Origin of the sequence: Pseudomonas sp. B21-032 (assembly GCF_024748965.1) — a bacterium.
In the GTDB taxonomy this organism is placed as follows: Bacteria; Pseudomonadota; Gammaproteobacteria; order Pseudomonadales; family Pseudomonadaceae; genus Aquipseudomonas.
The window spans coordinates 1,099,302-1,123,505 of record NZ_CP087180.1; the positions used below are offsets into that span (position 1 = coordinate 1,099,302).

Consider the following 24,204-nt stretch of genomic DNA (forward strand, 5'->3'; position numbering starts at 1 on the left):
CTCAGGCGTTGGCGCGATCGAGCAGGTACTGGGTCAGCAGTGGAACCGGGCGGCCAGTGGCACCTTTGTCCTTGCCGCCGCTGATCCAGGCGGTGCCGGCGATGTCCAGGTGAGCCCAGTTGTAGGCCTTGGCAAAGCGCGACAGGAAGCAACCGGCGGTGATGGTGCCGGCTTTTGGCCCGCCGATGTTGGCGATGTCGGCGAACGGGCTGTCGAGCTGTTCCTGGTATTCGTCGAACAGCGGTAGCTGCCAGGCGCGGTCGTCGGCGCGCTTGCCGGCATCGAGCAGTTGCCCGACCAGGTCGTCGTTGTTGCCCATCAGGCCCGAGGTGTGGCTGCCCAGGGCGACGATGCAGGCGCCGGTCAGGGTGGCGATGTCGATCACTGCCTGAGGCTTGAAGCGCTCGGCGTAGGTCAGGGTGTCGCACAGCACCAGGCGGCCTTCGGCGTCGGTGTTGAGGATCTCGACGGTCTGCCCGCTCATGGTCGTGACGATGTCGCCAGGACGGGTGGCGCCGCCGCTCGGCATGTTCTCGGCGCAGGCCAGCAGGCACACCAGGTTGATCGGCAGTTGCAGCTCGAGCACGGCGCGCAGGGTGCCGAAGACGCTGGCGGCGCCGCCCATGTCGAACTTCATTTCATCCATGCCGGCGCCGGGCTTGAGGCTGATGCCACCGGTGTCGAAGGTGATGCCCTTGCCCACCAGCACGAAAGGCTTCTCGCTCTTTTTGCCGCCCTGGTAGTTGAGCACGATCAGGCGTGGCGGCTGGTCGCTGCCCTGGCCGACGGCGTAGAAGGCGCCCATGCCCAGGTCCTTGATCTTCTTCTCGTCCAGCACCTCGACCTTGAGGCCCTTGAATTCCTTGCCCAGGGCCTTGGCCTGTTCGGCCAGGTAGCTTGGGTGGCAGACGTTCGGCGGCAGGTTGCCCAGGTCGCGGGTGAAGCCCATGCCGTTGGCGATGGCAACGGCGTGCTTGACCGCGCGCTCGACATCGCTGGCACCGGCCTTGGCGCTGAGCAGGGTGATTTTTTTCAGGGCGCGAGGTTCGGCTTTCTTGCTCTTGAACTGGTCGAACACGTACTGGCCATCGAGCAGGCTCTCGGCCAGCAGGCGGGTCTTGCCATAGAAAGCATCGCGGCCGGCAACCTTTACGTCGTCCAGGGCCAGTGCTGCGTCGCTGCCGTTCAAGCCCTTGAGCACTGCCAGCACGGCGGCAACGACCTTGCGCCAGCTGCGATCACCCAGCTCGGCATCCTTGCCGGTACCCACCAGCAGCACGCGCTCGGCCTTGAGGTTTGGCAGGCTGTGCAGCAGCAGGGTCTGGCCGACCTTGCCGGCCAGGTCGCCGCGCTTGAGCACGCTGGCCAGGGCACCGCCGGTAGCTTCGTCGATGGTTTTGGCGATGGCGCCGAGTTTGCCGCCTTCAGCCACGGGCAGGACCAGGGTGGCGGTTTTCAAGGATGCTGCGGCTACGCTTTTTACAACCAGTTCCATGTCAGGTTCCCCGAATGATCTGTCGATGCGCGTTGTCTATGCAGGCGCGGTCGTGGCCGCGTGGTCGCGTACCAGTGCTAAAGCCCCCAGTTTGAGCCTGCTTCGCCCGCCCTGACAACCCCGAGATGAAGCATTGTGCGGCGCCAAGTGACAGGCACGGCCAATCACAGGATAATGCGCCAACTTTTACCCGGGTTCGCTCTGGCGAGCGGGCTACTATCTTGGCTGTTATGGATTTCTTGTTCGGCTGTCCGAGCCTGACAACCCAGGAGTGTCTGGTTTGATCGTCTTTCGTTATCTGTCCCGCGAGGTCCTGGTGACCTTGAGTGCCGTCAGCGCTGTGCTGCTGGTCATCATCATGAGTGGGCGCTTCATCAAATACCTGGCCCAGGCGGCCCAGGGCGTGCTCGACCCGAGCGTGCTGTTCCTGATCATGGGCTACCGCCTGCCGGGCTTCCTGCAGTTGATCCTGCCCCTGGGGCTGTTCCTCGGTATCCTCCTGGCCTATGGCCGTTTGTACCTGGAAAGCGAGATGACCGTGCTTTCGGCCACCGGCATGAGCCAGCAGCGGCTGCTGGGCATGACCATGGCGCCGGCGGCACTGGTGGCCTTGCTGGTAGCCTGGCTGAGCCTGAGCCTGGCGCCCCAGGGCGTTACCCAGGTCGCACAGATCATCAACCAGCAGGACGCCCTGACCGAGTTCGACACCCTGGTGCCGGGCCGCTTCCAGACCCTGCGCGATGGTTCGCGGGTTACCTATACCGAGCAGCTGTCGGAAGATCGGGTAAACCTTGGCGGTGTGTTCATTTCCGAGAAGCGCTTCAACCAGGACAAGACCAAGGACCGCGGTCCGTCGGTACTGGTGGCGGAAAAAGGCCACCAGCAGGTCAACCCCGATGGCAACCGCTACCTGATCCTGGAAAACGGCTACCGCTATGACGGTAACCCTGGCCAGGCTGATTACCGCGCAATCAAGTACGACACCTACGGTGTGCTGTTGCCCAAGCCTGAAGTCAGTGAAGAGATCACCGAGCGTGAAGCCATCCCGACCTCGCAACTGATTGGCAGCAAGGGCCTGCGCGAGCGTGCCGAGCTGCAGTGGCGCCTGTCGCTGCCGTTGCTGGTGTTCATCGTCACCCTGCTGGCGGTGCCACTGTCGCGGGTCAACCCGCGCCAGGGCCGTTTCCTCAAACTGCTGCCGGCGATTCTTCTGTATATGGCGTACCTGACAATGCTGATTGCCGTGCGTGGCGCCCTGGAGAAAGGCAAGCTGCCGATCGGCCTGGGTATCTGGTGGGTCCATGGCCTGTTTCTGTTGATCGGCCTGGGGCTGATGTACTGGGAGCCGTTGCGCCTCAAGCGCGCCGCTCGCCGTGCGGAGGTGGCCCATGGTTAAGCTCGACAGTTACATCGGCAAAAGTGTGCTGATGGCGATTCTTGCCGTACTGGGCATCATCCTGGGCCTGGCTTCGCTGTTCGCCTTCATCGATGAAATGGGCGATATCACCGACACCTACACGCTGATGGACGCCGGCAATTTCGTCTTGCTTACCGCACCGCGGCGGCTCTACGACATGCTGCCGATGGCTGCCCTGATCGGCTGCCTGATCGGCCTGGGGAGCCTGGCCAGCAGCAGCGAGCTGACCATCATGCGCGCCGCCGGCGTGTCGATCGGGCGGATCGTCTGGGCGGTGATGAAGCCGATGCTGGTGCTGATGCTGGCCGGTATCCTGATTGGCGAGTACCTGGCCCCGGTCACCGAGAACAAGGCCCAGGCCGACCGTTCCCTGGCCCAGGGCGGTGGTGAGGCGCAGAGCTCCAAGCGCGGCATGTGGCACCGCCAGGGTGACGAGTTCGTGCACATCAACTCGGTGCAGCCCAACGGCTTGCTCTACGGCGTGACCCGCTATCGCTTCGACAACGAGCGGCACATGCAGACCTCGAGCTTTGCCCGTCGTGCCCAGTACAAGGAAGATCACTGGCTGCTCAGCGACGTGACCACCACCTATTTCCGCGGCGATCACACCGAAGTCATCAATACGCCTGAAGAACGCTGGGACGTGTCGGTCACCCCGCAGTTGCTCAATACCGTAGTGGTCGCACCAGAATCACTGTCGATCACCGGTCTTTGGGATTACATCCACTACCTGTCCGACCAGGGCCTGAACAACGCCCGGTACTGGCTGGCATTCTGGACCAAGGTGCTGCAGCCGATGGTCACCGCGGCGCTGGTGCTGATGGCCATCTCCTTCATCTTCGGTCCGCTGCGCTCGGTGACCCTTGGTCAGCGGGTGTTCACCGGGGTGCTGGTGGGTTTTGTGTTCCGCATCGCCCAGGACCTGCTCGGGCCTTCCAGCCAGGTGTTCGGCTTCCCGCCGTTGCTGGCGGTGGTGCTGCCGGCGGCGATCTGTGCGGTGGCCGGGTTGTGGATGTTGCGGCGCGCCGGATAAATTGCCGCAGACAAGAAAAAGCCGACCTCAGGGTCGGCTTTTTTGTGCGCGGTTATTTTTTGCGCTTGGGAATTCGCACCAGTTGAGTGTCGGAGTAGATGTCGTGCCAGCTGCGCTTGCGCTTGTCGAACAACGCCCAGATAAAACCCAGGCCCAGGCACAACCACGAGCCGATCGATACGACAAAACGCAGCAGCGCCTGCCACAGGCTGATGGCGCTGCCGTCGGCATTTTGCACACGGATGCCCCATACCTGCATGCCCAGGGTCTGGCCGCCGTGGGTCCAGAACTTGGCGAAAAAGCCGAACAGGGCGAACAGCAGGATGGTCGACAGCAACGGGTCGCCATCCAGGGCGCCGGCCTCGGTCAACTCGCGCATGCGCGCTTCCCCGATGAAAGCCATCTGGATCATCTTGTAGGCACCGGCGGTGACGATCAGCAACGCGGTGCACAGCAAAAAGTCATAGAACATGGCGGCCAGGCGGCGGCCAAGGTCGACAGGGGGAAATTCACCTTCGGGCTGTAACAGCTGCTTGGGCACTGGCGAGGCCCTCCTTGCGCAAAACGCCCATTCTACGGAATTGCGCGCACAAAAAAGCCCCTGCTGTTGCCAGCAGAGGCTTCTTTGTTGATGAAGATCAGCCTTCGGCTTGAACTTCGTCAGCCTGCATGCCTTTCTGGCCCTGCACGGCGATGAAGGTGACTTTCTGACCTTCTTTCAGGCTCTTGAAGCCGTTACCCTGAATAGCGCGGAAGTGTACGAACAGATCCGGACCGCTTTCTGGAGTGATGAAACCAAAACCTTTCTCGTCGTTAAACCACTTGACGGTACCGCTCTGACGTTGGGACATTGTCTTATTTCCTTTGAAACTTAGAATTAGTAACAGCTTCTTCCAAATGAAAGAGTACTGGGCTGGGTTGCAGGAAAGTAAGAGACGTCGAACGGGTGTAGCAAACATCAGAGCTACTGCCCAGGTCACGAACCATAGCGACCCATGCAAACACAGTGCACAGACAATACGCTAACTTTGAAGACAAAAACAAGCCCTGCAGACCGCCGCCGCTGTGCCTTTTAGCCGCCGTTCGGTCGATTTTTTCCGGCTCATTCCAAGCCTTGTCGCAACGCTTTTCGAAAGTTATAAAAAGCGTTCGAATTCGAAAATCCGAACGCTTCATGACACGTTGTTTCAAGTATCGATTCAGCCGCGATAATAGCGTTGGGCAACGAAGGGCATCTTGCTCACTTTCATCGCCACGCGCTTGCCGCGCACGATCGCCCACACTGGGGTTTGCAGTGCGCTGTACGCGGCATCGAGGTACCCCATCGCCACCGGCGCATTCAATGTCGGGCCAAAGCCGCCACTGCAGATGCTGCCGATAACCGTGCCTGACTGGTCAACGATCTCGGCGCCTTCGCGCACCGGTGTGCGCTCCTGCGGCAACAGGCCCACGCGCTTGCGCGCAACCCCGCTTTGCTGCTGGGCGAAGATCGCCTCGGCACCGGGGAAGCCGCCGGCGCGCTCGCCGTCGGCACGGCGCACCTTGGAGATGGCCCAGAGCAGGCTGGCTTCGATGGGCGTGGTCTGGCTGTTCATGTCGTGGCCATACAGGCACAGGCCGGCCTCCAGGCGCAGCGAGTCGCGTGCGCCCAGGCCGATAGCCTGGACTTCGGGTTCGGCCAGCAGGCGGCGCGCCAGCTCTTCGGCTTTGCCGGCCGGCACCGAAATCTCGAAACCGTCTTCACCGGTGTAGCCCGAACGGCTGACAAAACAGTCTGCGCCCAGCAGTTGTACCGGCTGGAACTGCATGAAAGTCATCTTCGCCACGACGGGTGCCAGGCGCTCGAGCACCTTCACCGCCGCCGGCCCCTGCAGGGCCAGCAGGGCGCGCTCTTCAAACAGTGGCTGGATCTGGCACTGATCGCCGATATGTTTGCGCAAGTGGGCCAGGTCCTGGTCCTTGCAGGCGGCGTTGACCACCAGGAACAGTTCGTTGTTGCCCAGGTTGGCGACCATCAGGTCATCGAGGATGCCGCCGTGTTCGTTGGTGAACATGGCATAACGCTGCATGCCCACCGGCAGGTCGATGATGTCGACCGGCACCAGGGTTTCCAGGGCCTTGGCTGCAGCGGCACCGCTCAGGCGGATCTGGCCCATGTGCGAAACATCGAACAGGCCGGCCTGCTCGCGGCTGTGCAGGTGTTCTTTCATCACTCCCAGCGGGTACTGGACCGGCATGTCGTATCCGGCGAACGGTACCATGCGGGCGCCCAGTTCCAGGTGCAGGGCGTGCAGCGGGGTCTTGAGCAGTGTTTCGGTGGACATTGATGACTCCTTGGGGCTTGAGAGGGTGTCAGCATTCGATGATGTTGACGGCCAGACCGCCGCGGGCGGTCTCCTTGTATTTGCTTTTCATGTCGGCGCCGGTCTGGCGCATGGTGCGGATGACCTTATCCAGCGAGACGAAGTGCTGGCCGTCACCGCGCAGGGCCATGCGCACCGCGTTGATGGCCTTGACCGAACCCATGGCGTTACGCTCGATGCAGGGCACCTGGACCAGCCCGCCGATCGGGTCGCAGGTCAGGCCCAGGTTGTGTTCCATGCCGATTTCGGCGGCGTTCTCGACCTGCTGCACCGTGCCGCCCATCACCTCGCACAGGGCTCCGGCGGCCATCGAGCAGGCAACGCCGACCTCGCCCTGGCAGCCGACTTCGGCACCGGAGATCGAGGCGTTCTCTTTATAGAGGATGCCGATGGCGGCGGCGGTGAGCAGAAAACGCACCACGCCGTCGTCATTGGCGCCCGGGATAAAACGCATGTAGTAGTGCAACACTGCCGGGACGATGCCGGCGGCGCCGTTGGTCGGCGCGGTGACCACGCGCCCGCCAAAGGCGTTTTCTTCGTTGACGGCCAGGGCGTAGAGGTTGACCCAGTCGAGCACCGACAGCGCGTCGCGCAGGCTCGCCTCCGGGTTGCTGCACAGCTGGCGGTACAGTGCGGCGGCGCGGCGTTTGACCTTGAGCCCGCCAGGCAAGATACCTTCGTTGCGACAACCGGCAGACACGCAGTCCTGCATGACCTGCCAGATGTGCAACAGGCCGCTGCGGGTGTCGCTTTCCGGGCGCCAGGCGGCTTCGTTGGCCAGCATGACCTGGCTGATCGACAGGTGCTGCGCGGTACAGTGGCCAAGCAGCTCCTTGGCGGTCTTGAACGGGTAGGGCAGCACGGTACTGTCTTCGACGATGCGATCGGCGCCGGCGGCGTCCTCGTCGACCACGAAACCACCGCCCACCGAGTAATACTCGCGGCTGCGAATCTGCAAGCCGGCGGCGTCAAAGGCACGGAAGATCATGCCGTTGGGATGGAAGGCCAGGGGTTTGCGGATCATCGCCAGGTGCTGCTTTTCAACGAAGTCGATTGCATGCTCGCCGAGCAGGTTGAGCCGGCCGCTGCTGCGGATGGCCTGCAGGCGTGCGGGGATGCTTTCGGTGTCGACGCTGTCCGGGTGTTCGCCTTCAAGGCCGAGCAGTACGGCCTTGTCGCTGCCGTGGCCTTTGCCGGTGGCGCCGAGCGAGCCATAGAGCTCGGCCTTGACGCTGACTGTAGCGGCCAGCAGGCCGTCGCGACGCAGGCCTTCAGCAAAACGCGCAGCGGCACGCATGGGGCCGACGGTGTGGGAACTGGAGGGGCCGATGCCGATCTTGAACAGGTCGAAGACGCTTAGTGACATGGTCGTACCCTCGTTGTGATGAAGGCTATCGCGGGGCAAGCCCGCTCCCACAGGGAATGAGGGTCTCACTGTGGGAGCGGGCTTGCCCCGCGAAGAGGCCTCAGACGTCCTGATAGCTCTCGATCGACGGGCAGGCACACACCAGGTTGCGGTCGCCAAACACGTTGTCAACGCGGCCGACCGGGGGCCAGTACTTGCCTTCGACCAGCGAGGCCAGCGGATACACCGCCTGCTCGCGGCTGTACGGGTGGCTCCACTCACCGGCGATTTCGGCGGCAGTGTGCGGGGCGTTCTTCAGCGGGTTGTCGTCCTTGTCCAGGCTGCCGCTTTCCACCGCGCGAATCTCTTCGCGGATGCGGATCATCGCCTCGCAGAAGCGGTCCAGTTCTTCTTTAGACTCGCTTTCGGTCGGTTCGATCATCAGCGTGCCGGCCACCGGGAACGACATGGTCGGGGCGTGGAAGCCGAAGTCGATCAGGCGTTTTGCCACGTCATCGACACTGATGCCGCTGCTGTCCTTGATCGGGCGCAGGTCGAGGATGCACTCGTGCGCCACCAGGCCATTGCTGCCGGTGTACAACACAGGATAGTGCTCTTCCAGGCGGCGGGCGATGTAGTTGGCGTTGAGGATGGCCATTTGCGAGGCACGCTTGAGCCCGGCGCCACCCATCATGCGGATGTACATCCAGGTGATCGGCAGGATGCTGGCGCTGCCGAACGGTGCGGCGCAAACCGCGCCCTGCTTGTTGTCCATGTGCGCATGGCCCGGCAGGAACGGCGCCAGGTGCGATTTGACGCCGATCGGGCCGACGCCCGGGCCGCCACCGCCGTGGGGGATGCAGAAGGTCTTGTGCAGGTTCAGGTGCGAAACGTCGCCGCCGAACTTGCCCGGGGCGCAGAGGCCGACCATGGCGTTCATGTTGGCGCCGTCGATGTACACCTGGCCGCCGTTGTCATGGATGATCGCGCAGATCTCGCCGATGGCTTCTTCGAACACGCCATGGGTCGAGGGGTAGGTGATCATCAGCGCGGCAAGGTGCTCGCGGTGTTCGATGGCCTTGGCGCGCAGGTCGTCGATGTCGACGTTGCCGCGGGCATCACAGGCGGTGACCACCACGCGCATGCCGGCCATGTGCGCGGTAGCGGGGTTGGTGCCGTGGGCCGAGGACGGGATCAGGCAGATATCGCGGCGCGCTTCGCCACGGCTCTGGTGATAGGCGCGAATCGCCAGCAGGCCGGCGTATTCGCCCTGGGAGCCGGCGTTGGGCTGCAGCGACACGGCGTCGTAGCCGGTGGCGGCGCAGAGCATGGCTTCCAGCTCGCTGGTCAGTTGCTGGTAACCCTGGCTCTGCGCGGCCGGGGCGAACGGGTGCAGGTTGCCGAACTCGGCCCAGGTCACCGGGATCATTTCGCTGGCGGCGTTGAGCTTCATGGTGCACGAGCCCAGCGGGATCATGGTGCGGTCCAGCGCCAGGTCCTTGTCAGCCAGGCGGCGCAAGTAGCGCATCAGCTCGGTTTCGCTGTGGTAACGGTTGAACACCGGGTGCTCGAGAATCGCCGACTGGCGCAGCAGCGTGCGTGGCAGTTGTGCCTGAACGCTGGCGGCGAGAGCGGCGAAGTCCGGGCTGGCCTTGCCAGCGGCGAACAGCTGCCACAGGGCTTCGACGTCGGCCTGGGTGCTGGTTTCATCCAGCGACAGGCCCAGGCGCTGGGCGTCGATCTGGCGCAGGTTCAGGCGTTGGGCGCGGGCCTGGTCGTGCAGAGCGGCGGTGCTGCTGCCGGTGGCCAGGGTCAGGGTGTCGAAGAAGTGTTCCACTTCGACCTGTACACCCAACTGTTGCAGGCCGGCCTTGAGGATCGCGGTCAGCGCGTGGGTACGCTCGGCGATCTGCTTCAGGCCCTGAGGGCCGTGGTACACGGCGTACATGCTGGCGATGTTGGCCAGCAGTACCTGGGCGGTGCAGATGTTGCTGGTGGCTTTCTCGCGGCGGATATGTTGCTCGCGGGTCTGCATGGCCAGGCGCAGTGCGGTCTTGCCGAAGCGGTCGATCGACACGCCGACCAGGCGGCCGGGCATGTCGCGCTTGAATGCATCGCGGGTCGAGAAGTAGGCGGCATGCGGGCCACCGAAGCCCAGCGGTACACCAAAGCGCTGGGCGCTGCCGATGGCCACGTCGGCGCCGAATTCGCCCGGCGGGGTCAGCAGGGTCAGGGCCAGCAGGTCGGCAGCCACGGCGACCAGGGCATTGGCCGCGTGGAAGCGCTCGACCAGCTCGCGGTAGTCGAAGACTTCACCACTGCTGGCCGGGTATTGCAGCAGGGCGCCGAAGAAGGCGCTGACATCGCCCAGTTCACGCTCGTCGCCGACGACAACCTCGATACCCAGCGGCTCGGCACGGGTGCGCAGCACGTCCAGGGTTTGCGGGTGGCAATGCACCGAGGCGAAGAAGGCGTGGCTGCCCTTGTTCTTGCTCAGGCGTTTGCAGAAGGTCATGGCTTCGGCAGCGGCAGTGGCTTCGTCGAGCAGGGAGGCGTTGGCGATCGGCAGGCCGGTGAGGTCGCTGATCAGGGTCTGGAAGTTCAGCAGCGCTTCCAGGCGGCCCTGGGAAATCTCTGGCTGGTAAGGGGTGTAGGCGGTGTACCAGGCCGGGTTTTCCAGCAGGTTGCGCAGGATCGGCGCCGGCGTGTGGCAGTTGTAGTAACCCTGGCCGATGAAACTCTTGAACAGCTGATTGTTGCCGGCGATGGCCTTGAGCGAGGCCAGCGCCTGGGCTTCGCTTTGCCCGGCGCCCAGCTCAAGGACGCTGGTGCCCTTGATGCTGTCGGGGATGACCGCGGCGCTCATGGCCTCCAGCGAGTCAAAACCGAGGGTGGCGAGCATGTGCTGCTCGTCGTGCTGGCGCGGGCCGATGTGGCGGGCGATGAATTCGTTGGCAGTGCCGAGGTTGATGGTCATGGCGGTTCCTCAGGCGTCAGCGTTGGCTTTGATCAGGCGGTCGTAGGCGTCCTGGTCGAGCAGTTGCGCGACGGCGCCGGCGTCGGCGGGGATGAAACGGAAGAACCAGCCTTGCCCCAGCGGATCTTCGTTGACAAGTTCGGGGTTGCCTTCGAGCTGGTCGTTGACCGCTACCACTTCGCCGGTCAGCGGCATGTACACGCCGCTGGCAGCCTTGACCGATTCGACGGTCGAGGCTTCGGCGCCTTGCTCGTAGCGTTGCAGCTCTGGCAGTTGCACGTAGACCACATCGCCCAGGGCGTTCTGGGCGAAGGCGGTGATCCCGACGGTGACGCTGCCGTCAGCTTCGCTACGCAGCCATTCGTGATCTTCGGTAAAACGCAACTCGCTCATGGAAACTCCTCAAGGGCCGCAGGGGACGGCTGTGGGCATGGCTCAGGTGAGCCCAGGGATGGGTAATGCCATAGCAATATCGCGGCCATATCTAAAATATCGTTTTAAAACAAATAGTTAGATAATTTCCAGGAAGAGAATACATAACCGGTGTAGCGAAATCGCTACACCTAGGGGTGAGAAAAAAAGCTCAAGTGGATCGGAACCTTGCACTGTGGCCCTGAAACTGTGCTGTATCGATATCGTTACGATGTAGTGATTTCGCTACAGCTGTTCAGGGCTTGGCCGGGATGCCGTACTTGCGCAGGCGATGGGCGATGGCGGTGTGCGAGGTTTGCAGGCGGCTGGCTAGCTGGCGGGTCGAGGGGTAGCTGCTGTAGAGCTTTTCCAGCAGGTTGCGCTCGAAGTCTTCCACAGCCTGTTCAAGGCTGTCGACTTCAGCGTCATGGCCGCGAGCCACCGAGGTGCCGGCAATGTCCAGGTCGCCGATGTCCACCAGGCTGCTTTCGCTGATGGCCGCGGCGCGGAAGATCACGTTCTGCAGCTGGCGCACGTTGCCCGGCCAGCGGTTGCCCAGTAGCGCCGGGTAAGTGGCCGGGCCCAGGCGGCACAGCGGGCGCTGGATCTGGGTGCAGGCCTGCTGCATGAAGTAGCGCGCCAGCAGGAGGATGTCCTGGCCACGTTCGCGCAACGGTGGCACCTGCAGGTTGAGCACGTTCAGGCGGTAGAACAGGTCTTCGCGAAAGGTGCCCTCGGCGACCATTTTTTCCAGGTCGCGGTGGGTGGCGCTGAGGATCCGTACATTGACCTTGACCTCGCGATCACCGCCGACCCGGCGAAAGCTGCCATCGTTGAGAAAACGCAGCAGCTTGGCCTGCAGGTACGGTGACATCTCGCCGATCTCGTCGAGGAATACCGTGCCCTGGTTGGCCAGTTCCATCAGCCCCGGCTTGCCGCCACGTTGCGCACCGGTAAAGGCGCCGGGGGCGTAACCGAACAGCTCGCTTTCGGCCAGGTTCTCCGGCAGCGCCGCACAGTTGAGGGCCAGGAAGGGCGCACTGTGACGGCTGCTGATGGCGTGACAGGCGCGGGCCACCAGCTCCTTGCCGGTGCCGGTTTCACCGTTGATCAGCAGCGGCGCGTCCAGAGCTGCAACGCGCAGGGCGCGGGCCTTGAGGGTGCGGATCGGCGGGGAGTCGCCGAGCAGCGCATCGAAGCCCTCGGCATGGTCATGGTGCAGTGCCGACAGCCGTTCGCCGATGCGGTTGGGCTGGTACAGGGTCAGCAGGGCGCCGGCGTTGGTGATCGGCGTGGCGTCGAGCAGCAGGGTCTGGCCGTTGAGGGTCACTTCGCGCAGGGGCAGGTGAAAGCCCTGTTCGATCAGCGCTTCGAGCAAGCCCGGGTCGCCAAACAGGTCGGCCACCGAACGGTCGGACGGTTCCTGGCCGCACAACGCCACCAGCGCCGGGTTGGCCAGCAGCACGTGGCCGGCGCTGTCCAGGGCCAGCACCGGGTCGCTCATGGCCGCGAGCAGGGCATCGAGCTGCAGGTGACGGCGCTGGCCGGGGAGGATGTCGACCACTTGTACGGTTTGCACGCCCTGCACGTTGAACAGCGCGTCGTGCAGCTCTTCGAGCACGTGGGGGCTGAGGGTCGGGGCGTCGATGTAGACGTTCGGCGGCACCATCTCCACGGCGTCCAGGTTGAGGTTGCGGGCGCCGAGCAGGGCCAGCACTTCCTGGGTGATACCGACACGGTCGATGAAACTGACGTGGATGCGCATGGGGGAGGGGGTCAAGGCTGCCGAAGGCGGCCAGTATGCTGTTCAGCGCAATCGCGGGGCAAGTCGGTTCGCCGCACCGCCGCTCCTACCTGGGTGAGAGCGGCGGTGCGGCGAACCGACTTGCCCGGCGATGAGGCCGGTAGGGCTATTCGAAGTGCTCGGGATTGACCGGGTCGCCCGACTTCACATTCAGCTTCTCGCGAATGTCCTCGAACATCTGGTCGTAGATCTTGTGCCCTGAGCCCAGGCTCTCGAATTTCTTGGGTGACGGCATGTAGCTCTGCGCCTTGCGCGTGGCAACACTCAGGAAGCTTGGCAGTACCTCTTCCTTGCTCAGGAAGAACTTTTCCTCCACGGTCTTGCCTTCGATGCTCCCATGCATGTGGAAATCAATGCCGTGTTTGTTGGCTTCCCGGACTACTGCGTACTCGATATTCAGGTCGTAGCTGTGATCAGCCTTGTTCAGCGCAGTGCGCTCGATATGCACGTGACCGGGTTTGAACTGGGCCATGATGGAATCCTCCGCAAAGGTGAAAACGGCGGGCCCAAGGCCCGCCAACTGCATTCAACGGTAGCTGATTCCCGGCTTGGCGGTGGAAACCCGGGTACCGGCGGTACCCTTGACGATATCCTCGATGTCGGCCAGCGAACCGATGACCGCCACTTTGCCGGTGTGGCGTGCAAAGTCGCAAGCGGCCTGGACTTTCGGGCCCATGGAGCCTGCGGCAAAGCCCAGGCGTTCGAGCTCGTCAGGGTGCGCCTGGGCAATTGCCTTCTGGCTTGGCTTGCCATAGTCGATGAACGCCGCGTTGACGTCGGTGGCGATCACCAGCAGGTCGGCTTCGAGCTGTTCGGCCAGCAGCGCCGAGCACAGGTCCTTGTCGATCACCGCCTCGATGCCCTTGAGCTTGCGGTCGGCGTCATACATGGTCGGGATACCGCCACCGCCGGCGCAGATGACGATGCTGCTCTTTTCCAGCAGCCATTTGATCGGGCGGATCTCGAAGATGCGCTTGGGTTTCGGGCTGGCGACCACACGGCGGTATTTGTCGCCGTCGGCCTTGACCACCCAGCCTTTCTCTTTGGCCAGGCGCTCGGCGTCTTCCTTGCTGTAGACCGGGCCGATGAACTTGGTCGGGTCTTTGAAGGCCGGGTCGTTGGCGTCCACCTCAACCTGGGTCAGGAGGGTGGCGAACGGCACTTCGAAGTCCAGCAGGTTGCCCAGCTCCTGCTCGATGATGTAGCCGATCATGCCTTCGGTTTCGGCACCGAGCACGTCCAGCGGGTAGGCTTCATCAGGTTTGTAGGATTGCGCCTGCAACGACAGCAGGCCGACTTGCGGGCCATTGCCGTGGGCGATGACCAGCTCGTTGCCCGGATGGATCTTGGCGATCTGCTCGGCGGCGATGCGGATATTGGCGCGCTGATTGTCTGCAGTCATGGGTTCGCCACGGCGCAGCAGGGCGTTGCCGCCCAATGCAACAACGATACGCATGATGATGTCCTTCTAGAAAAGGGAGATGCCACCCTGTAGGAGCGGGCTTGCCCCGCGATGGCGGTGCATCTGCTGCACCGCGGTGACGCTATCGCGGGGCAAGCCCGCTCCCACAGAGACTGGCAGCTGGATTACAGGTCAGCCAGGGTCGACACCAGGATCGCCTTGATGGTGTGCATGCGGTTTTCCGCTTGCTCGAAGGCGATGCAGGCTGGCGACTCGAACACGTCGTCGGTCACTTCAATGCCGTTGGCCAGGTTCGGGTACTGCTCGGCGATCTGTTTGCCGACCTTGGTGTCGGAGTTGTGGAACGCCGGCAGGCAGTGCATGAACTTGGTGCGCGGGTTGCCGGTGGCTTTCATCAGCTCGGCGTTGACCTGGTACGGCAGCAGTTGCTGGATGCGTTCGCCCCAGGCTTCAACCGGCTCGCCCATCGATACCCAGACGTCGGTGTGAATGAAGTCGACGCCTTTGACCGCCGCTTTCGGGTCTTCGGTCAGGGTGATGCGCGCGCCACTTTCTTCCGCGTATTTCTTGCAACGGGCGACCAGGTCATCGTGCGGCCACAGGGCTTTCGGCGCGCAGATGCGCACGTCCATGCCAAGCTTGGAGCCGACCAGCAGCAGCGAGTTGCCCATGTTGTTGCGCGCATCGCCCAGGTAGGCGTAGCTGATCTCGTGGATCGGCTTGTCGGCGTGCTCACGCATGGTCAGCACGTCGGCGATCATCTGGGTCGGGTGGTATTCGTCGGTCAGGCCGTTGAACACCGGTACGCCGGCGAACTTCGCCAGTTCTTCGACGATTTCCTGCTTGAAGCCACGGTATTCGATGGCGTCATACATGCGCCCGAGTACCCGGGCGGTGTCCTTCATGCTTTCCTTGTGGCCGATCTGCGAGGAGTTCGGGTCGATGTAGGTGACGTTGGCGCCCTGGTCATAGGCAGCTACTTCGAAGGCGCAACGGGTGCGGGTCGAGGTCTTCTCGAAGATTAGCGCAATGTTGTTGCCTTTGAGGTGCTGCTGCTCGGTGCCGGTGTACTTGGCACGTTTCAGGTCGCGGGACAGGTCCAGCAGGTAGCGCAACTCGCGAGGGGTGTGGTGTTCCAGGCTCAGCAGGTTACGGTTGTGGATGTTGAACGCCATGATGTTTCTCCTGTTCGTGTGAACGGAAAGCGGTGATCGGCCCGCCTGCACCGGCAGGTGCAGGCGGTTGATGGTCGTCTAGTAGTCGATAGGGTCGCGCACGATCGGGCAGGTCATGCAGTGACCGCCGCCGCGGCCACGGCCCAGTTCGCCGGCGCTGATGGTGATGACTTCGACGCCTGCCTTGCGCAGCAGGGTGTTGGTGTAGGTGTTGCGGTCGTAGCCGATGACCACACCTGGTTCAACCGCCACCACGTTGTTGCCGTCGTCCCACTGCTCGCGTTCGGCGGCGAAGCTGTTGCCACCGGTCTCGACCACGCGCAGTTTCTTCAGGTTCAGCGATTCGGCGACCACGTCGAGGAACGTCTTGTTCTCGCGGCGCACGTCCAGGCCGTATGGCTTGCTGCTGTCCGGGCGAATGACGAACGGCACGATTTCCTTGACCACTTCCGGGAAGACCGTGACCAGGTCGCGGTCGCAGAAGCTGAACACGGTGTCCAGGTGCATCGCTGCACGGGATTTCGGCAGGCCGGCGACCACCACTTTTTCCACCGCGCCTTTGGCAAACAGCGATTGCGCCAGTTGGCCGATGGCCTGGCGCGAGGTGCGCTCGCCCATGCCGATCAGGACCACGCCATTGCCGATCGGCATGACGTCGCCGCCTTCCAGGGTGGCTTTGCCGTGGTCCTGGTCCGGATCGCCGTACCAGATTTCAAAGTCGGCTGCGGTGAACTCGGGGTGGAACTTGTAGATGGCGGTGGTCAGCAGGGTTTCCTGACGTCGCGCCGGCCAGTACATCGGGTTGAGGGTCACGCCGCCGTAGATCCAGCAGGTGGTGTCGCGAGTGAACTGGGTGTTGGGCAGTGGGTCGAGCAGGAAGCTTGAGTGGCCCAGGTAGTCGCGGTACATCTTGATCACGCCGGCGCCTTCACTTTCCGGCAGGTCTTCACCGGCCACGCCGCCGATCAGGAATTCGGCCAGTTTGCGCGGCTCAAGGCCTTCGAGCCAGCTGCGCACTTCGTTGGTCAGGCCGACACCGACGGTGTCCGGGGTGATCTTGCGGTCGAGGATCCATTTCAGCGCTTCGGGGTTCTGGATGGTCTCGGTCAGCAGGTTGTGCATTTCCAGCACTTCGATGCCGCGCTCACGCATTTTGGTGACGAAGTCGAAGTGGTCGCGTTTGGCCTGGTTGACCCAGATAACGTCATCGAACAGCAGTTCGTCGCAGTTGCTCGGGGTCAGGCGCTGGTGCGCCAGGCCAGGGGAGCAGACCATCACTTTGCGCAGTTTGCCGGCTTCGGAATGTACGCCGTACTTAACTTTATCCGTGGACATGGTTCATTTCCTCCAAGTTGCGAAAACGGGTGGTTACAGAGTCAGGAAGCCGTCGTACAGGCCATAGGCAGCCACCAGGGCACCAATGACTACGGCGGCGAAGATCAGCTTCTCCACGTTGGTAAAAATCGGTTGGCCGACCTCGCGCTTGGCCTTGGCGAACAGGATCACGCCAGGGGCATACAGCAGGGCCGAGAGCAGCAGGTATTTGACGCCGCCGGCATACAGCAGCCAGACCGCGTAGAGCAGGGCGATGGCGCCGATGACCAGGTCTTTCTTGCGTTCGGCCAGGGCCTGTTCGTAGGTTTCGCTGCGTACCGCGAGCAGGAAGGCATAGGCCGCCGACCACAGGTAAGGCACCAGGATCATCGAGGTGGCGAGGTAGATCAGCGACAGGTAGGTACTGGCCGAGAACAGGGTGATGACCAGGAAGATCTGCACCATGGCGTTGGTCAGCCACAGGGCGTTGGCCGGCACGTGGTTGGCGTTCTCGCGGCGCAGGAACTCCGGCATGGTGTGGTCTTTGGCGGCGGCGAACATGATCTCGGCGCACAGCAGTACCCACGACAGCAGAGCCCCGAGCAGCGAGATGATCAGGCCGACGCTGATCAGCACCGCACCCCAGTGGCCAACCACGTGCTCAAGCACGGCGGCCATCGACGGGTTCTGCAGCTTGGCCAGCTCCGGTTGGGTCATGATGCCCAGCGACAGCACGTTGACCAGCACCAGGAACAGCAGCACGGTGATGAAGCCGATGACCGTGGCCTTGCCGACGTCCGAGCGTTTTTCTGCCCGGGCCGAGAAGATGCTCGCGCCCTCGATGCCGATGAACACCCAGACGGTGACCAGCATCATGTTGCGCACCTGGTTCATCACACTGCCCAGGTCCGGGTTCATCGAGCCCCAGATGTCAGCGGTGAAGATATCCAGCTTGAAGGCGAACAGGGCGATCAGCACGAACAGCGCCAGCGGTACGACCTTGGCTACGGTGGTGACCAGGTTGATGAAGGCCGCTTCCTTGATCCCGCGCAATACCAGAAAGTGCACGGCCCAGAGCAGCACCGAGGCGCCAATGACGGCTGCCGGGGTGTTGCCCTCGCCAAAGATCGGGAAGAAGTAACCGAGGGTGCTGAACAGCAACACGAAGTAGCCGACGTTGCCCAGCCAGGCACTGATCCAGTAGCCCCAGGCTGAAGAAAAGCCCATGTAATCGCCGAAACCGGCCTTGGCGTAGGCGTATACCCCGCCGTCCAGGTCAGGCTTGCGATTGGCCAGGGTCTGGAACACGAAAGCCAGGGTCAGCATGCCGATGGCGGTGATGCCCCAACCGATCAGAACAGCGCCTACATCAGCACTTGCGGCCATGTTTTGCGGCAGCGAAAAGATCCCGCCGCCGATCATCGAGCCGACAACAAGTGCAACCAGCGCACCAAGTCGTAGTTTTCCGGGAGCGTCTGACATTGAATAACTCCGTACCAGGAGAAGAGATGACGCTAGAATAAATCCAGCGGCGAAGTCATTAGCTGATTCAGGTCAGTTCATGAGGACATTCCATTGCAGATCAATGACTGAAACAGCCTCCCGGAGTCTGCCGATCGCAGTACTGCAAGCCTTGTCAACTGGCACCTCCATGGCGTTTTAGAGCAATCGCTCTTGCGGGGCTGCGAGAATTGAAGCTAGTCCGTTTTGGGCGAATCGCAAATTTTCCCTGAGAAATTTTCTTATTAGCTTGAAGAAGCGCGAATTGTGCACAAAACTCACCGTTTAGTTCGTCAGGCATAGACGCGCTAGTTATGAGCAGAAAGCGCTTAGTGGTTTAATATATATAGACGCTTAGAGTCAGATTATATTTAACTCAGGGTGTACCACTGGCGTTACAAACACGAGACAGAAGGGGATCTGCATGTCCGAACCTGGACAGAAATTACGCCTGGGGGCGTTGATCGCCTTGGTGGTCGGCTCGATGATCGGCGGCGGGATCTTTTCGCTGCCGCAAAACATGGCTGCGCGCGCCGACGTCGGCGCCGTACTGATCGGCTGGGGCATCACCGCGGTGGGCATGCTGGCCCTGGCCTTCGTGTTCCAGACCCTGGCCAACCGCAAGCCAGAGCTCGACTCCGGGGTGTATGCCTATGCCAAGGCCGGGTTTGGCGAGTACATGGGCTTTTCTTCGGCTTGGGGCTACTGGATCAGCGCCTGGCTGGGCAACGTCGGCTACTTCGTGCTGTTGTTCAGCACCCTGGGCTTCTACTTCCCGGTGTTTGGCGAGGGCAACACGCCGATCGCCATCGCCTGTGCCTCGCTGCTGTTGTGGGCCGTACACTTTTTGGTGCTGCGCGGCATCAAGGAGGCGGCGTTCATCAACCAGGTGACCACCGTGGCCAAGATCGTGCCGTTGGTGATGTTCATCGTCATCGCCGCGGTGGCCTTTCGCGCCGACATTTTTACCCGGGACATCTGGGGCCTGAGCAACCCGAAATTCGGCGGCGTGCTCGACCAGGTGCGCAACATGATGCTGGTGACGGTGTTCGTGTTCATCGGCATCGAGGGCGCCAGCGTCTACTCCGGGCGGGCGGCGAAGCGCTCGGACGTCGGCAAGGCCACGGTGATCGGCTTTATCGGCGTACTGGCCTTGCTGGTGCTGGTCAACGTGCTGTCGCTGGGGGTGATGACCCAGCCGGAGCTGGCGGCCTTGCAGAACCCGTCGCTGGCGTCGGTGCTTGAGCATATCGTCGGGCCCTGGGGCGCCTTGCTGATCAGTATCGGCCTGGCGGTATCGCTGCTGGGGGCGCTGCTGTCATGGGCCTTGCTGTGCGCCGAGATCCTCTTCGCCACCGCCCGCGACCAGACCATGCCGCGCTTTCTGGCCAGGGAAAACGCCAACCACGTGCCGGCCAATGCGCTGTGGCTGACCAACGTGATGATTCAGCTGTTCTTGCTGATCACCCTGTTTTCCGCCGGGACCTACACCAGCCTGATCTACCTGGCCTCGTCGATGATCCTCGTGCCGTACCTGTGGTCGGCGGCCTACGCGGTATTGCTGGCGGTGCGCGGCGAGTCGTATGAAGGCCACCCCGGCGCACGGCGCAAGGACCTGCTGATTGCCGGTATCGCGCTGATCTACGCGATCTGGCTGCTGTATGCCGGTGGGCTGAAGTACCTGCTGCTGTCGGCGCTGCTGTACGCGCCGGGGGTGATCCTGTTTGCCCGGGCCAAGCACGAACAGGGCCAGGCGCTGTTTACCACCTGGGAGAAGCTGATCTTCGCCGCCGTGCTGGTGGGCGCGGGGTTGGCGGCCTATGGCTTGTACAGCGGGATGTTGAGCCTTTAATCAGTGCCGGCACATTCACCAACAGGCAGCAGCAGAACCCAGCTCACAAGCCCCCCGTTGCCAAACCAACGGTGCCCCTTCGACCCGCAGCGGCGCCTTTAGCCGCTGCGCCAGCCCCCAGGGCGTCTGCTCCAGCTGCGGGTTCAGATCCGCTGCCGTCTCAGCCTGTAACGGCAAATCCGCTGCCAGCGTCCCCTGATCGATCAACAGCTTTGCCGTGCGTGCCAGCGACAGGCGCAGGGTTGCCCCGCAACCGCTGCCCAGGCGTTCGCTGTAGGCCTTGATCGCCGCAGCCGCCATCAGGTACCCGGTGCCATGGTCCAATGCCTGCACCGGCAACGGCACGGGCTTGTCGGCCTGTTGCCAGCGCATGCCTTCACAAGCGATGCCGCAGCTCATCTGTACCAGGCTGTCGAAGCCCCGGCGCTGTTGCCAGGGGCCGCTCCAGCCGTAGGCGTTGAGGCTCACATCAATCAGCCCGGGGTTGAGCTGGCGGCGCTGTTCGCTGGCATACCCCAGTCGTTCGAGGGCATCGGCGCGGTAACCATGCAGGAGAATATCGGCTTCACTGAGCAGGCGTTCAAACACCCGTCGATCATCCCCGTCGTGCAAGTCCAGGCGCGCACAACGTTTACCCAGGGTCACCTCGGCAACCACCGCCGGTTCCTCCCAGCCTGGCGGGTCGATCCGCAGCACCTGCGCGCCGAAGCCTGCCAGCAGGCGACTGGCTGTGGGGCCGGCGAGGATGCGGGTCAGGTCCAGCACCTTGACCCCGGCCAGAGGTCGGACGGCGTTACCGGTCCAGCGTCTTTTTGTAAAGGCTGGAGCCCGTTGGTGATGAATCAACGGCTCGGCATTCACTGCCAGGCCCTGAGGATGGGCCGACCATTCGGACCAGTTGCGCATTTGCGCGGCGCAACCGCCAGCGGTGACTATCGCGCTTTCCAGCTCACGTGCGCGCCAACGCGCAACCAGATCAGCCATGTGTGCGCGGTCAGCCGCACGGCCCACTACCTGCTGGGCGGCGGCGCGATGATGAGCTGCGTTGGTATGCAGGCGAATCCAGCCATCCTCGGCGCGGTAGTCACCGGCAATCGGGTCCCACAAGGGCGGTGTGCTCCAGCCTTGCGGGCGCAGGCTGGTGGCGAACCAGAACGAGCTCAGGCGGCGGTCAACTTCAACGCCAGGCGGTTGCTCAAGCTGGCGCTGCAGCAGTTCGGCGATTGCCAGGCCACAGGCGGCAATGCTGCTGCTGGCAAGCTCGGTGACGGCGAAAGTCGAAGGCAGGGCGCCGTTGCCGCGAAAGCGCAGGCTATTGCGCAGTGCTGTTGGCAGCTGCAGTTCGGCGACAAGGGTGTCGAGTAGCGCGGTCATCAATGGCCCTCCAGCGGAAGGGCCATTGCAGACCATCAGCGGCGCCAGGTCAAACCCGGAACTGATCCATCAAGGCCATCTGCTGCGACGACAGGGTGTTGAGCTGGCTGCTCACCTGCGCCGATTCCGCGGCCTGGCCGGTCAGGGTTTCGGTTACCCCGCGGATCGCCGAGACGTTGCGGTTGACCTCTTCGGCCACCGCGCTCTGCTGTTCGGCGGCACTGGCGATCTGCAGGTTCATGTCGCTGATCACCGTGACCGCCTCGCTGATCTTGTCCAGCGCCTGCACCGCCTGGTGGATCTGCCCGGCGTTTTCCTGGGCCTTGCCGTGGCTCGAATGCATGGTCGCCACCACCTCGCGGGTGTTGCTCTGGATGCGCTCGATCACCTGGCGGATTTCTTCGACCGAGTCCTGGGTACGGCGCGCCAGGTTGCGTACTTCGTCGGCAACCACGGCAAAACCACGGCCGCTCTCACCGGCGCGGGCGGCTTCGATCGCGGCGTTGAGCGCCAGCAGGTTGGTCTGCTCGGCAATGCTGCGGATCACCTCCAATACCGAGCCGATCTGTTCGCTGTTCTGCGCCAGGGTTTCCACTTCGCCAACGGCTTTGCTGACCTGTTCGGCGAGCACGGTGATGTCGCGGGTGCTGCGCTCGATGATCGCCATGCCGTCCTTGGCCGAGCGGTCGGCACCGCGGGCGGCGTCGGCGGCACTGGCGGCGCTGTTGGCGACGTCGTGGGCGGTGGCGCTCATCTCATTGGAGGCGGTGGCCACCTGGTCGATCTCGCGAAACTGCACCTGCATGCCTTCGCTGGTGCGCTGGGCAATTGCCGAAGACTGGTCGGCAGTGGCCCGGGCCTGGGTGATGCTCTGTTTGATCTGGGCGATGGTCGGCTGCAGCTTGTCGAGGAAGCGGTTGAAGCCGCCGGTCAGCCGCCCCAGCTCGTCCTTGCGCGCATAGCGCAGGCGCTGGGTGAGGTCGCCGTCGCCGCTGGCGATGTCTTCGAGCATGCTCGCTACGCTGTTGAGCGGGCGGGTCACGCCGGTGGCTGTCAGCCACATCAGCAGCAGGCCGCCGAGGCCGGCCAGGGTGGCGAACAGCACCACTTTGAGGGTACCGCTGGTGCGGGCCTCTTCAAGGGTCGCCTGCAGGCTGATGGCGTCGGCCAGCAGCACCTGCTTGGGCAGGTCGATAAGGATGCCCCAGGGTTTGCTGTCGGCAATCGGCTGCACCGGATTGACGGCGCGGATGGTATCGCCTTGTTCAAGGATCAGTGGCTGGTTGCCGGCGAGCTTCTGCAGCGCCTGCTGGCCGTCCTGGTCGATGGCCTTGCCGACCTTGCCGGCATCATTGCTGTTGGCCGCCAGCAAGCCGCTGGGGGCGACGATCATCAGGTGGCCGGCGCCGTTGAACAGCTCCTGCTGGGCCTTGGCGGCAGCCGCCTGCAGGGCATCGAGAGAAATATCCACACCGGCCACGGCGATCACTTTGCCGTTGTGCAGCAGCGGCATGGTGATGCTGGTCATCAGCATCTGCTTGCCGCCGACGGTGTCGGAGTAGGGCTCAAGCAGGCAGGAGCGCGCGCTGTTGCGCGAGCAGGTGTACCAGACGTTGTAGGGCGTGCCGCTGAGATTGATCTCGGTCTTGTTCAGGTCGACATCGCTGATCACCGTGTTCAGCGCCTGACCCTGGGCGCGGCTCCAGTAGCTGGCAAAGCGCCCGCTCTCGTTGCTCAGGCGTTTGGCGTCGTTGGTAAAGGCACTGTCGCCGCCGTCCAGGCCGTCGGCCTCGAAGGCCAGCCACACGCCCAGCACGTCGGGGTTGCGCTTGAAGCTGGTGGCCAGGCTCTGGTTGATCGCTTCACGCAGGTCGCCAGCGCTCAGGCCGCGCTCGCGAGCCAGTTGCTGTAAGTCCTGGACCTGGTCGGCGAGGGCGGTGATGACGGTCTGGCTGTCGCTGAAAGTACGCCGCAGCATCTCGGCCTTTTCGCCGGCCCGGGCCTGCAGCAGGGCCTGGACATTGCGGGTGAGCATGGTGGTGCTGGCGTCGCCGACCAGCTCATCGCTCTGGTGCGATTGATACAGGTTGATACCGACGACGAGTGCGACCACGCCAAGCAGGCAGAGGCCGGAGAGCAGGACGATTTTCAGGCGGATCGAGAGCGTGTCGAACATGGACGTACTCGCTAAAAGGCAGGCCGGTAGAGGACCGAGCCACGGGCGGGCTCGATTCGCTACATCCTTTTAGCGATAACAGTTCATCGGCCTTATAGCTTTAGCCATGAGTGCTCGCCGATGAACGGTCGGCAAGGCTCAAGGGCGCGGTTTCTGGCCGCGACCAGATCCACAGGTTGCCCAGGCTCATGCCGGCGATGGCCAGAAACACCGGCCAGCGGTGCTCGAGAAACACCAGCATCAGGCCAGCGCACAGCAGCATGCTGACAGTGGCGCTGACCTTGGCCCGGCGCTGGATTACCTTGCCGTTGCGCCAGTTGCTGAGGATCGGCCCGAACAGCCGGTGGTTTTCCAGCCAGGCGCTCAGGCGCGGCGAGCTGCGGGTGGCGGCCCAGGCGGCGAGGAGGATGAACTCGGTGGTGGGCAGGCCGGGAATCACGATCGCTACCAGGCCGATGCCCAGGCTTACGTAAGCCAGCAGGCCGAAGAGCAGGCGCGAGAGTTTTGAAGCGGCTGGGCGGGTCATGGGCTTGTCGGTGTGCACG

19 protein-coding genes and 1 pseudogene are annotated in these 24,204 nt (G+C 63.2%); 3 read left to right on the forward strand and 17 right to left on the reverse strand.

Annotation, left to right across the window (positions count from 1 at the left end):
- Position 1 precedes the first annotated feature (1 nt).
- A complete protein-coding gene (locus LOY54_RS05020) occupies positions 2–1,495 on the reverse strand; it encodes a leucyl aminopeptidase (RefSeq protein WP_045196387.1) in 1,494 nt (497 codons plus the stop codon).
- 280 nt (positions 1,496–1,775) lie between these two features.
- Here LOY54_RS05020 and lptF point away from each other — a divergent pair, with 280 nt between their 5' ends.
- Positions 1,776–2,891 carry an LPS export ABC transporter permease LptF gene (lptF, locus tag LOY54_RS05025; RefSeq protein ID WP_045196390.1) on the forward strand — a complete coding sequence of 372 codons (1,116 nt, stop codon included), beginning with the start codon at positions 1,776–1,778 and terminating at the stop codon, positions 2,889–2,891.
- Positions 2,884–3,945 (forward strand): LPS export ABC transporter permease LptG, encoded by a 1,062-nt coding sequence (gene lptG, locus LOY54_RS05030; protein ID WP_258609583.1) that lies wholly within the window; start codon positions 2,884–2,886, stop codon positions 3,943–3,945. The genes lptF and lptG overlap by 8 nt, the downstream gene beginning before the upstream one ends.
- A 52-nt stretch (positions 3,946–3,997) precedes the next feature.
- On the opposite strand, the gene LOY54_RS05035 is transcribed toward lptG, so the two are convergent.
- The 12 genes from LOY54_RS05035 to arcD (LOY54_RS05090) all read right to left on the reverse strand — a co-directional run bounded on the left by LOY54_RS05035 (position 3,998) and on the right by arcD (LOY54_RS05090) (position 18,239).
- Positions 3,998–4,486 carry an RDD family protein gene (locus tag LOY54_RS05035; protein ID WP_093387135.1) on the reverse strand — a complete coding sequence of 163 codons (489 nt, stop codon included), beginning with the start codon at positions 4,484–4,486 and terminating at the stop codon, positions 3,998–4,000.
- Between the two features lie 97 nt (positions 4,487–4,583).
- Positions 4,584–4,796, reverse strand: a complete 213-nt coding sequence (locus tag LOY54_RS05040; RefSeq protein ID WP_007931076.1) for a cold-shock protein — start codon at positions 4,794–4,796, stop codon at positions 4,584–4,586.
- Between the two features lie 348 nt (positions 4,797–5,144).
- Positions 5,145–6,269 (reverse strand): glycine cleavage system aminomethyltransferase GcvT, encoded by a 1,125-nt coding sequence (gene gcvT / locus LOY54_RS05045; RefSeq protein ID WP_258609585.1) that lies wholly within the window; start codon positions 6,267–6,269, stop codon positions 5,145–5,147.
- Between the two features lie 28 nt (positions 6,270–6,297).
- On the reverse strand, positions 6,298–7,674 hold the full coding sequence (locus LOY54_RS05050) for an L-serine ammonia-lyase (protein ID WP_195885742.1): 1,377 nt from the start codon (positions 7,672–7,674) through the stop codon (positions 6,298–6,300).
- Between the two features lie 100 nt (positions 7,675–7,774).
- The gene (gene gcvP, locus LOY54_RS05055; protein ID WP_258609587.1) at positions 7,775–10,630 is read right to left on the reverse strand and encodes an aminomethyl-transferring glycine dehydrogenase; all 2,856 of its coding nucleotides are present in this window, start codon (positions 10,628–10,630) and stop codon (positions 7,775–7,777) included.
- Positions 10,631–10,639: 9 nt separating this feature from the next.
- Positions 10,640–11,023 carry a glycine cleavage system protein GcvH gene (gcvH, locus tag LOY54_RS05060; RefSeq protein WP_258609589.1) on the reverse strand — a complete coding sequence of 128 codons (384 nt, stop codon included), beginning with the start codon at positions 11,021–11,023 and terminating at the stop codon, positions 10,640–10,642.
- Between the two features lie 274 nt (positions 11,024–11,297).
- Complete coding sequence (locus LOY54_RS05065; protein WP_258609591.1) at positions 11,298–12,806, reverse strand: sigma-54-dependent transcriptional regulator; 1,509 nt, start codon at positions 12,804–12,806, stop codon at positions 11,298–11,300.
- A gap of 145 nt (positions 12,807–12,951) precedes the next feature.
- Positions 12,952–13,317, reverse strand: a complete 366-nt coding sequence (locus tag LOY54_RS05070; protein WP_258609593.1) for a DUF5064 family protein — start codon at positions 13,315–13,317, stop codon at positions 12,952–12,954.
- 54 nt (positions 13,318–13,371) lie between these two features.
- The gene (gene arcC, locus LOY54_RS05075; protein WP_093387115.1) at positions 13,372–14,301 is read right to left on the reverse strand and encodes a carbamate kinase; all 930 of its coding nucleotides are present in this window, start codon (positions 14,299–14,301) and stop codon (positions 13,372–13,374) included.
- A gap of 131 nt (positions 14,302–14,432) precedes the next feature.
- Complete coding sequence (locus tag LOY54_RS05080; protein ID WP_045196413.1) at positions 14,433–15,443, reverse strand: ornithine carbamoyltransferase; 1,011 nt, start codon at positions 15,441–15,443, stop codon at positions 14,433–14,435.
- Positions 15,444–15,521: 78 nt separating this feature from the next.
- The gene (gene arcA / locus LOY54_RS05085) at positions 15,522–16,778 is read right to left on the reverse strand and encodes an arginine deiminase (RefSeq protein WP_045196415.1); all 1,257 of its coding nucleotides are present in this window, start codon (positions 16,776–16,778) and stop codon (positions 15,522–15,524) included.
- Between the two features lie 33 nt (positions 16,779–16,811).
- Entirely contained in the window at positions 16,812–18,239 is a 1,428-nt protein-coding gene (gene arcD / locus LOY54_RS05090) for an arginine-ornithine antiporter (protein ID WP_045196417.1), read from the reverse strand.
- Between the two features lie 442 nt (positions 18,240–18,681).
- On the opposite strand from arcD (LOY54_RS05090), the gene arcD (LOY54_RS05095) reads away from it, so the two are divergent.
- On the forward strand, positions 18,682–20,109 hold the full coding sequence (gene arcD, locus LOY54_RS05095; protein WP_045196419.1) for an arginine-ornithine antiporter: 1,428 nt from the start codon (positions 18,682–18,684) through the stop codon (positions 20,107–20,109).
- A gap of 15 nt (positions 20,110–20,124) precedes the next feature.
- On the opposite strand, the gene LOY54_RS05100 is transcribed toward arcD (LOY54_RS05095), so the two are convergent.
- The 4 genes and pseudogenes from LOY54_RS05100 to LOY54_RS05110 all read right to left on the reverse strand — a co-directional run bounded on the left by LOY54_RS05100 (position 20,125) and on the right by LOY54_RS05110 (position 24,185).
- Positions 20,125–21,483 (reverse strand): CoA transferase, encoded by a 1,359-nt coding sequence (locus LOY54_RS05100; RefSeq protein WP_258609601.1) that lies wholly within the window; start codon positions 21,481–21,483, stop codon positions 20,125–20,127.
- A gap of 49 nt (positions 21,484–21,532) precedes the next feature.
- Positions 21,533–22,288: a methyl-accepting chemotaxis protein gene (locus LOY54_RS27575; protein WP_371128687.1), complete on the reverse strand. Its 756-nt coding sequence runs from the start codon at positions 22,286–22,288 to the stop codon at positions 21,533–21,535.
- Positions 22,289–22,390: 102 nt separating this feature from the next.
- Positions 22,391–23,659: pseudogene (locus tag LOY54_RS27580) on the reverse strand (HAMP domain-containing protein); the annotation flags it as partial.
- Positions 23,660–23,759: 100 nt separating this feature from the next.
- Positions 23,760–24,185 (reverse strand): YbaN family protein, encoded by a 426-nt coding sequence (locus tag LOY54_RS05110; RefSeq protein WP_045196600.1) that lies wholly within the window; start codon positions 24,183–24,185, stop codon positions 23,760–23,762.
- Between the last annotated feature and the right edge of the window lie 19 nt (positions 24,186–24,204).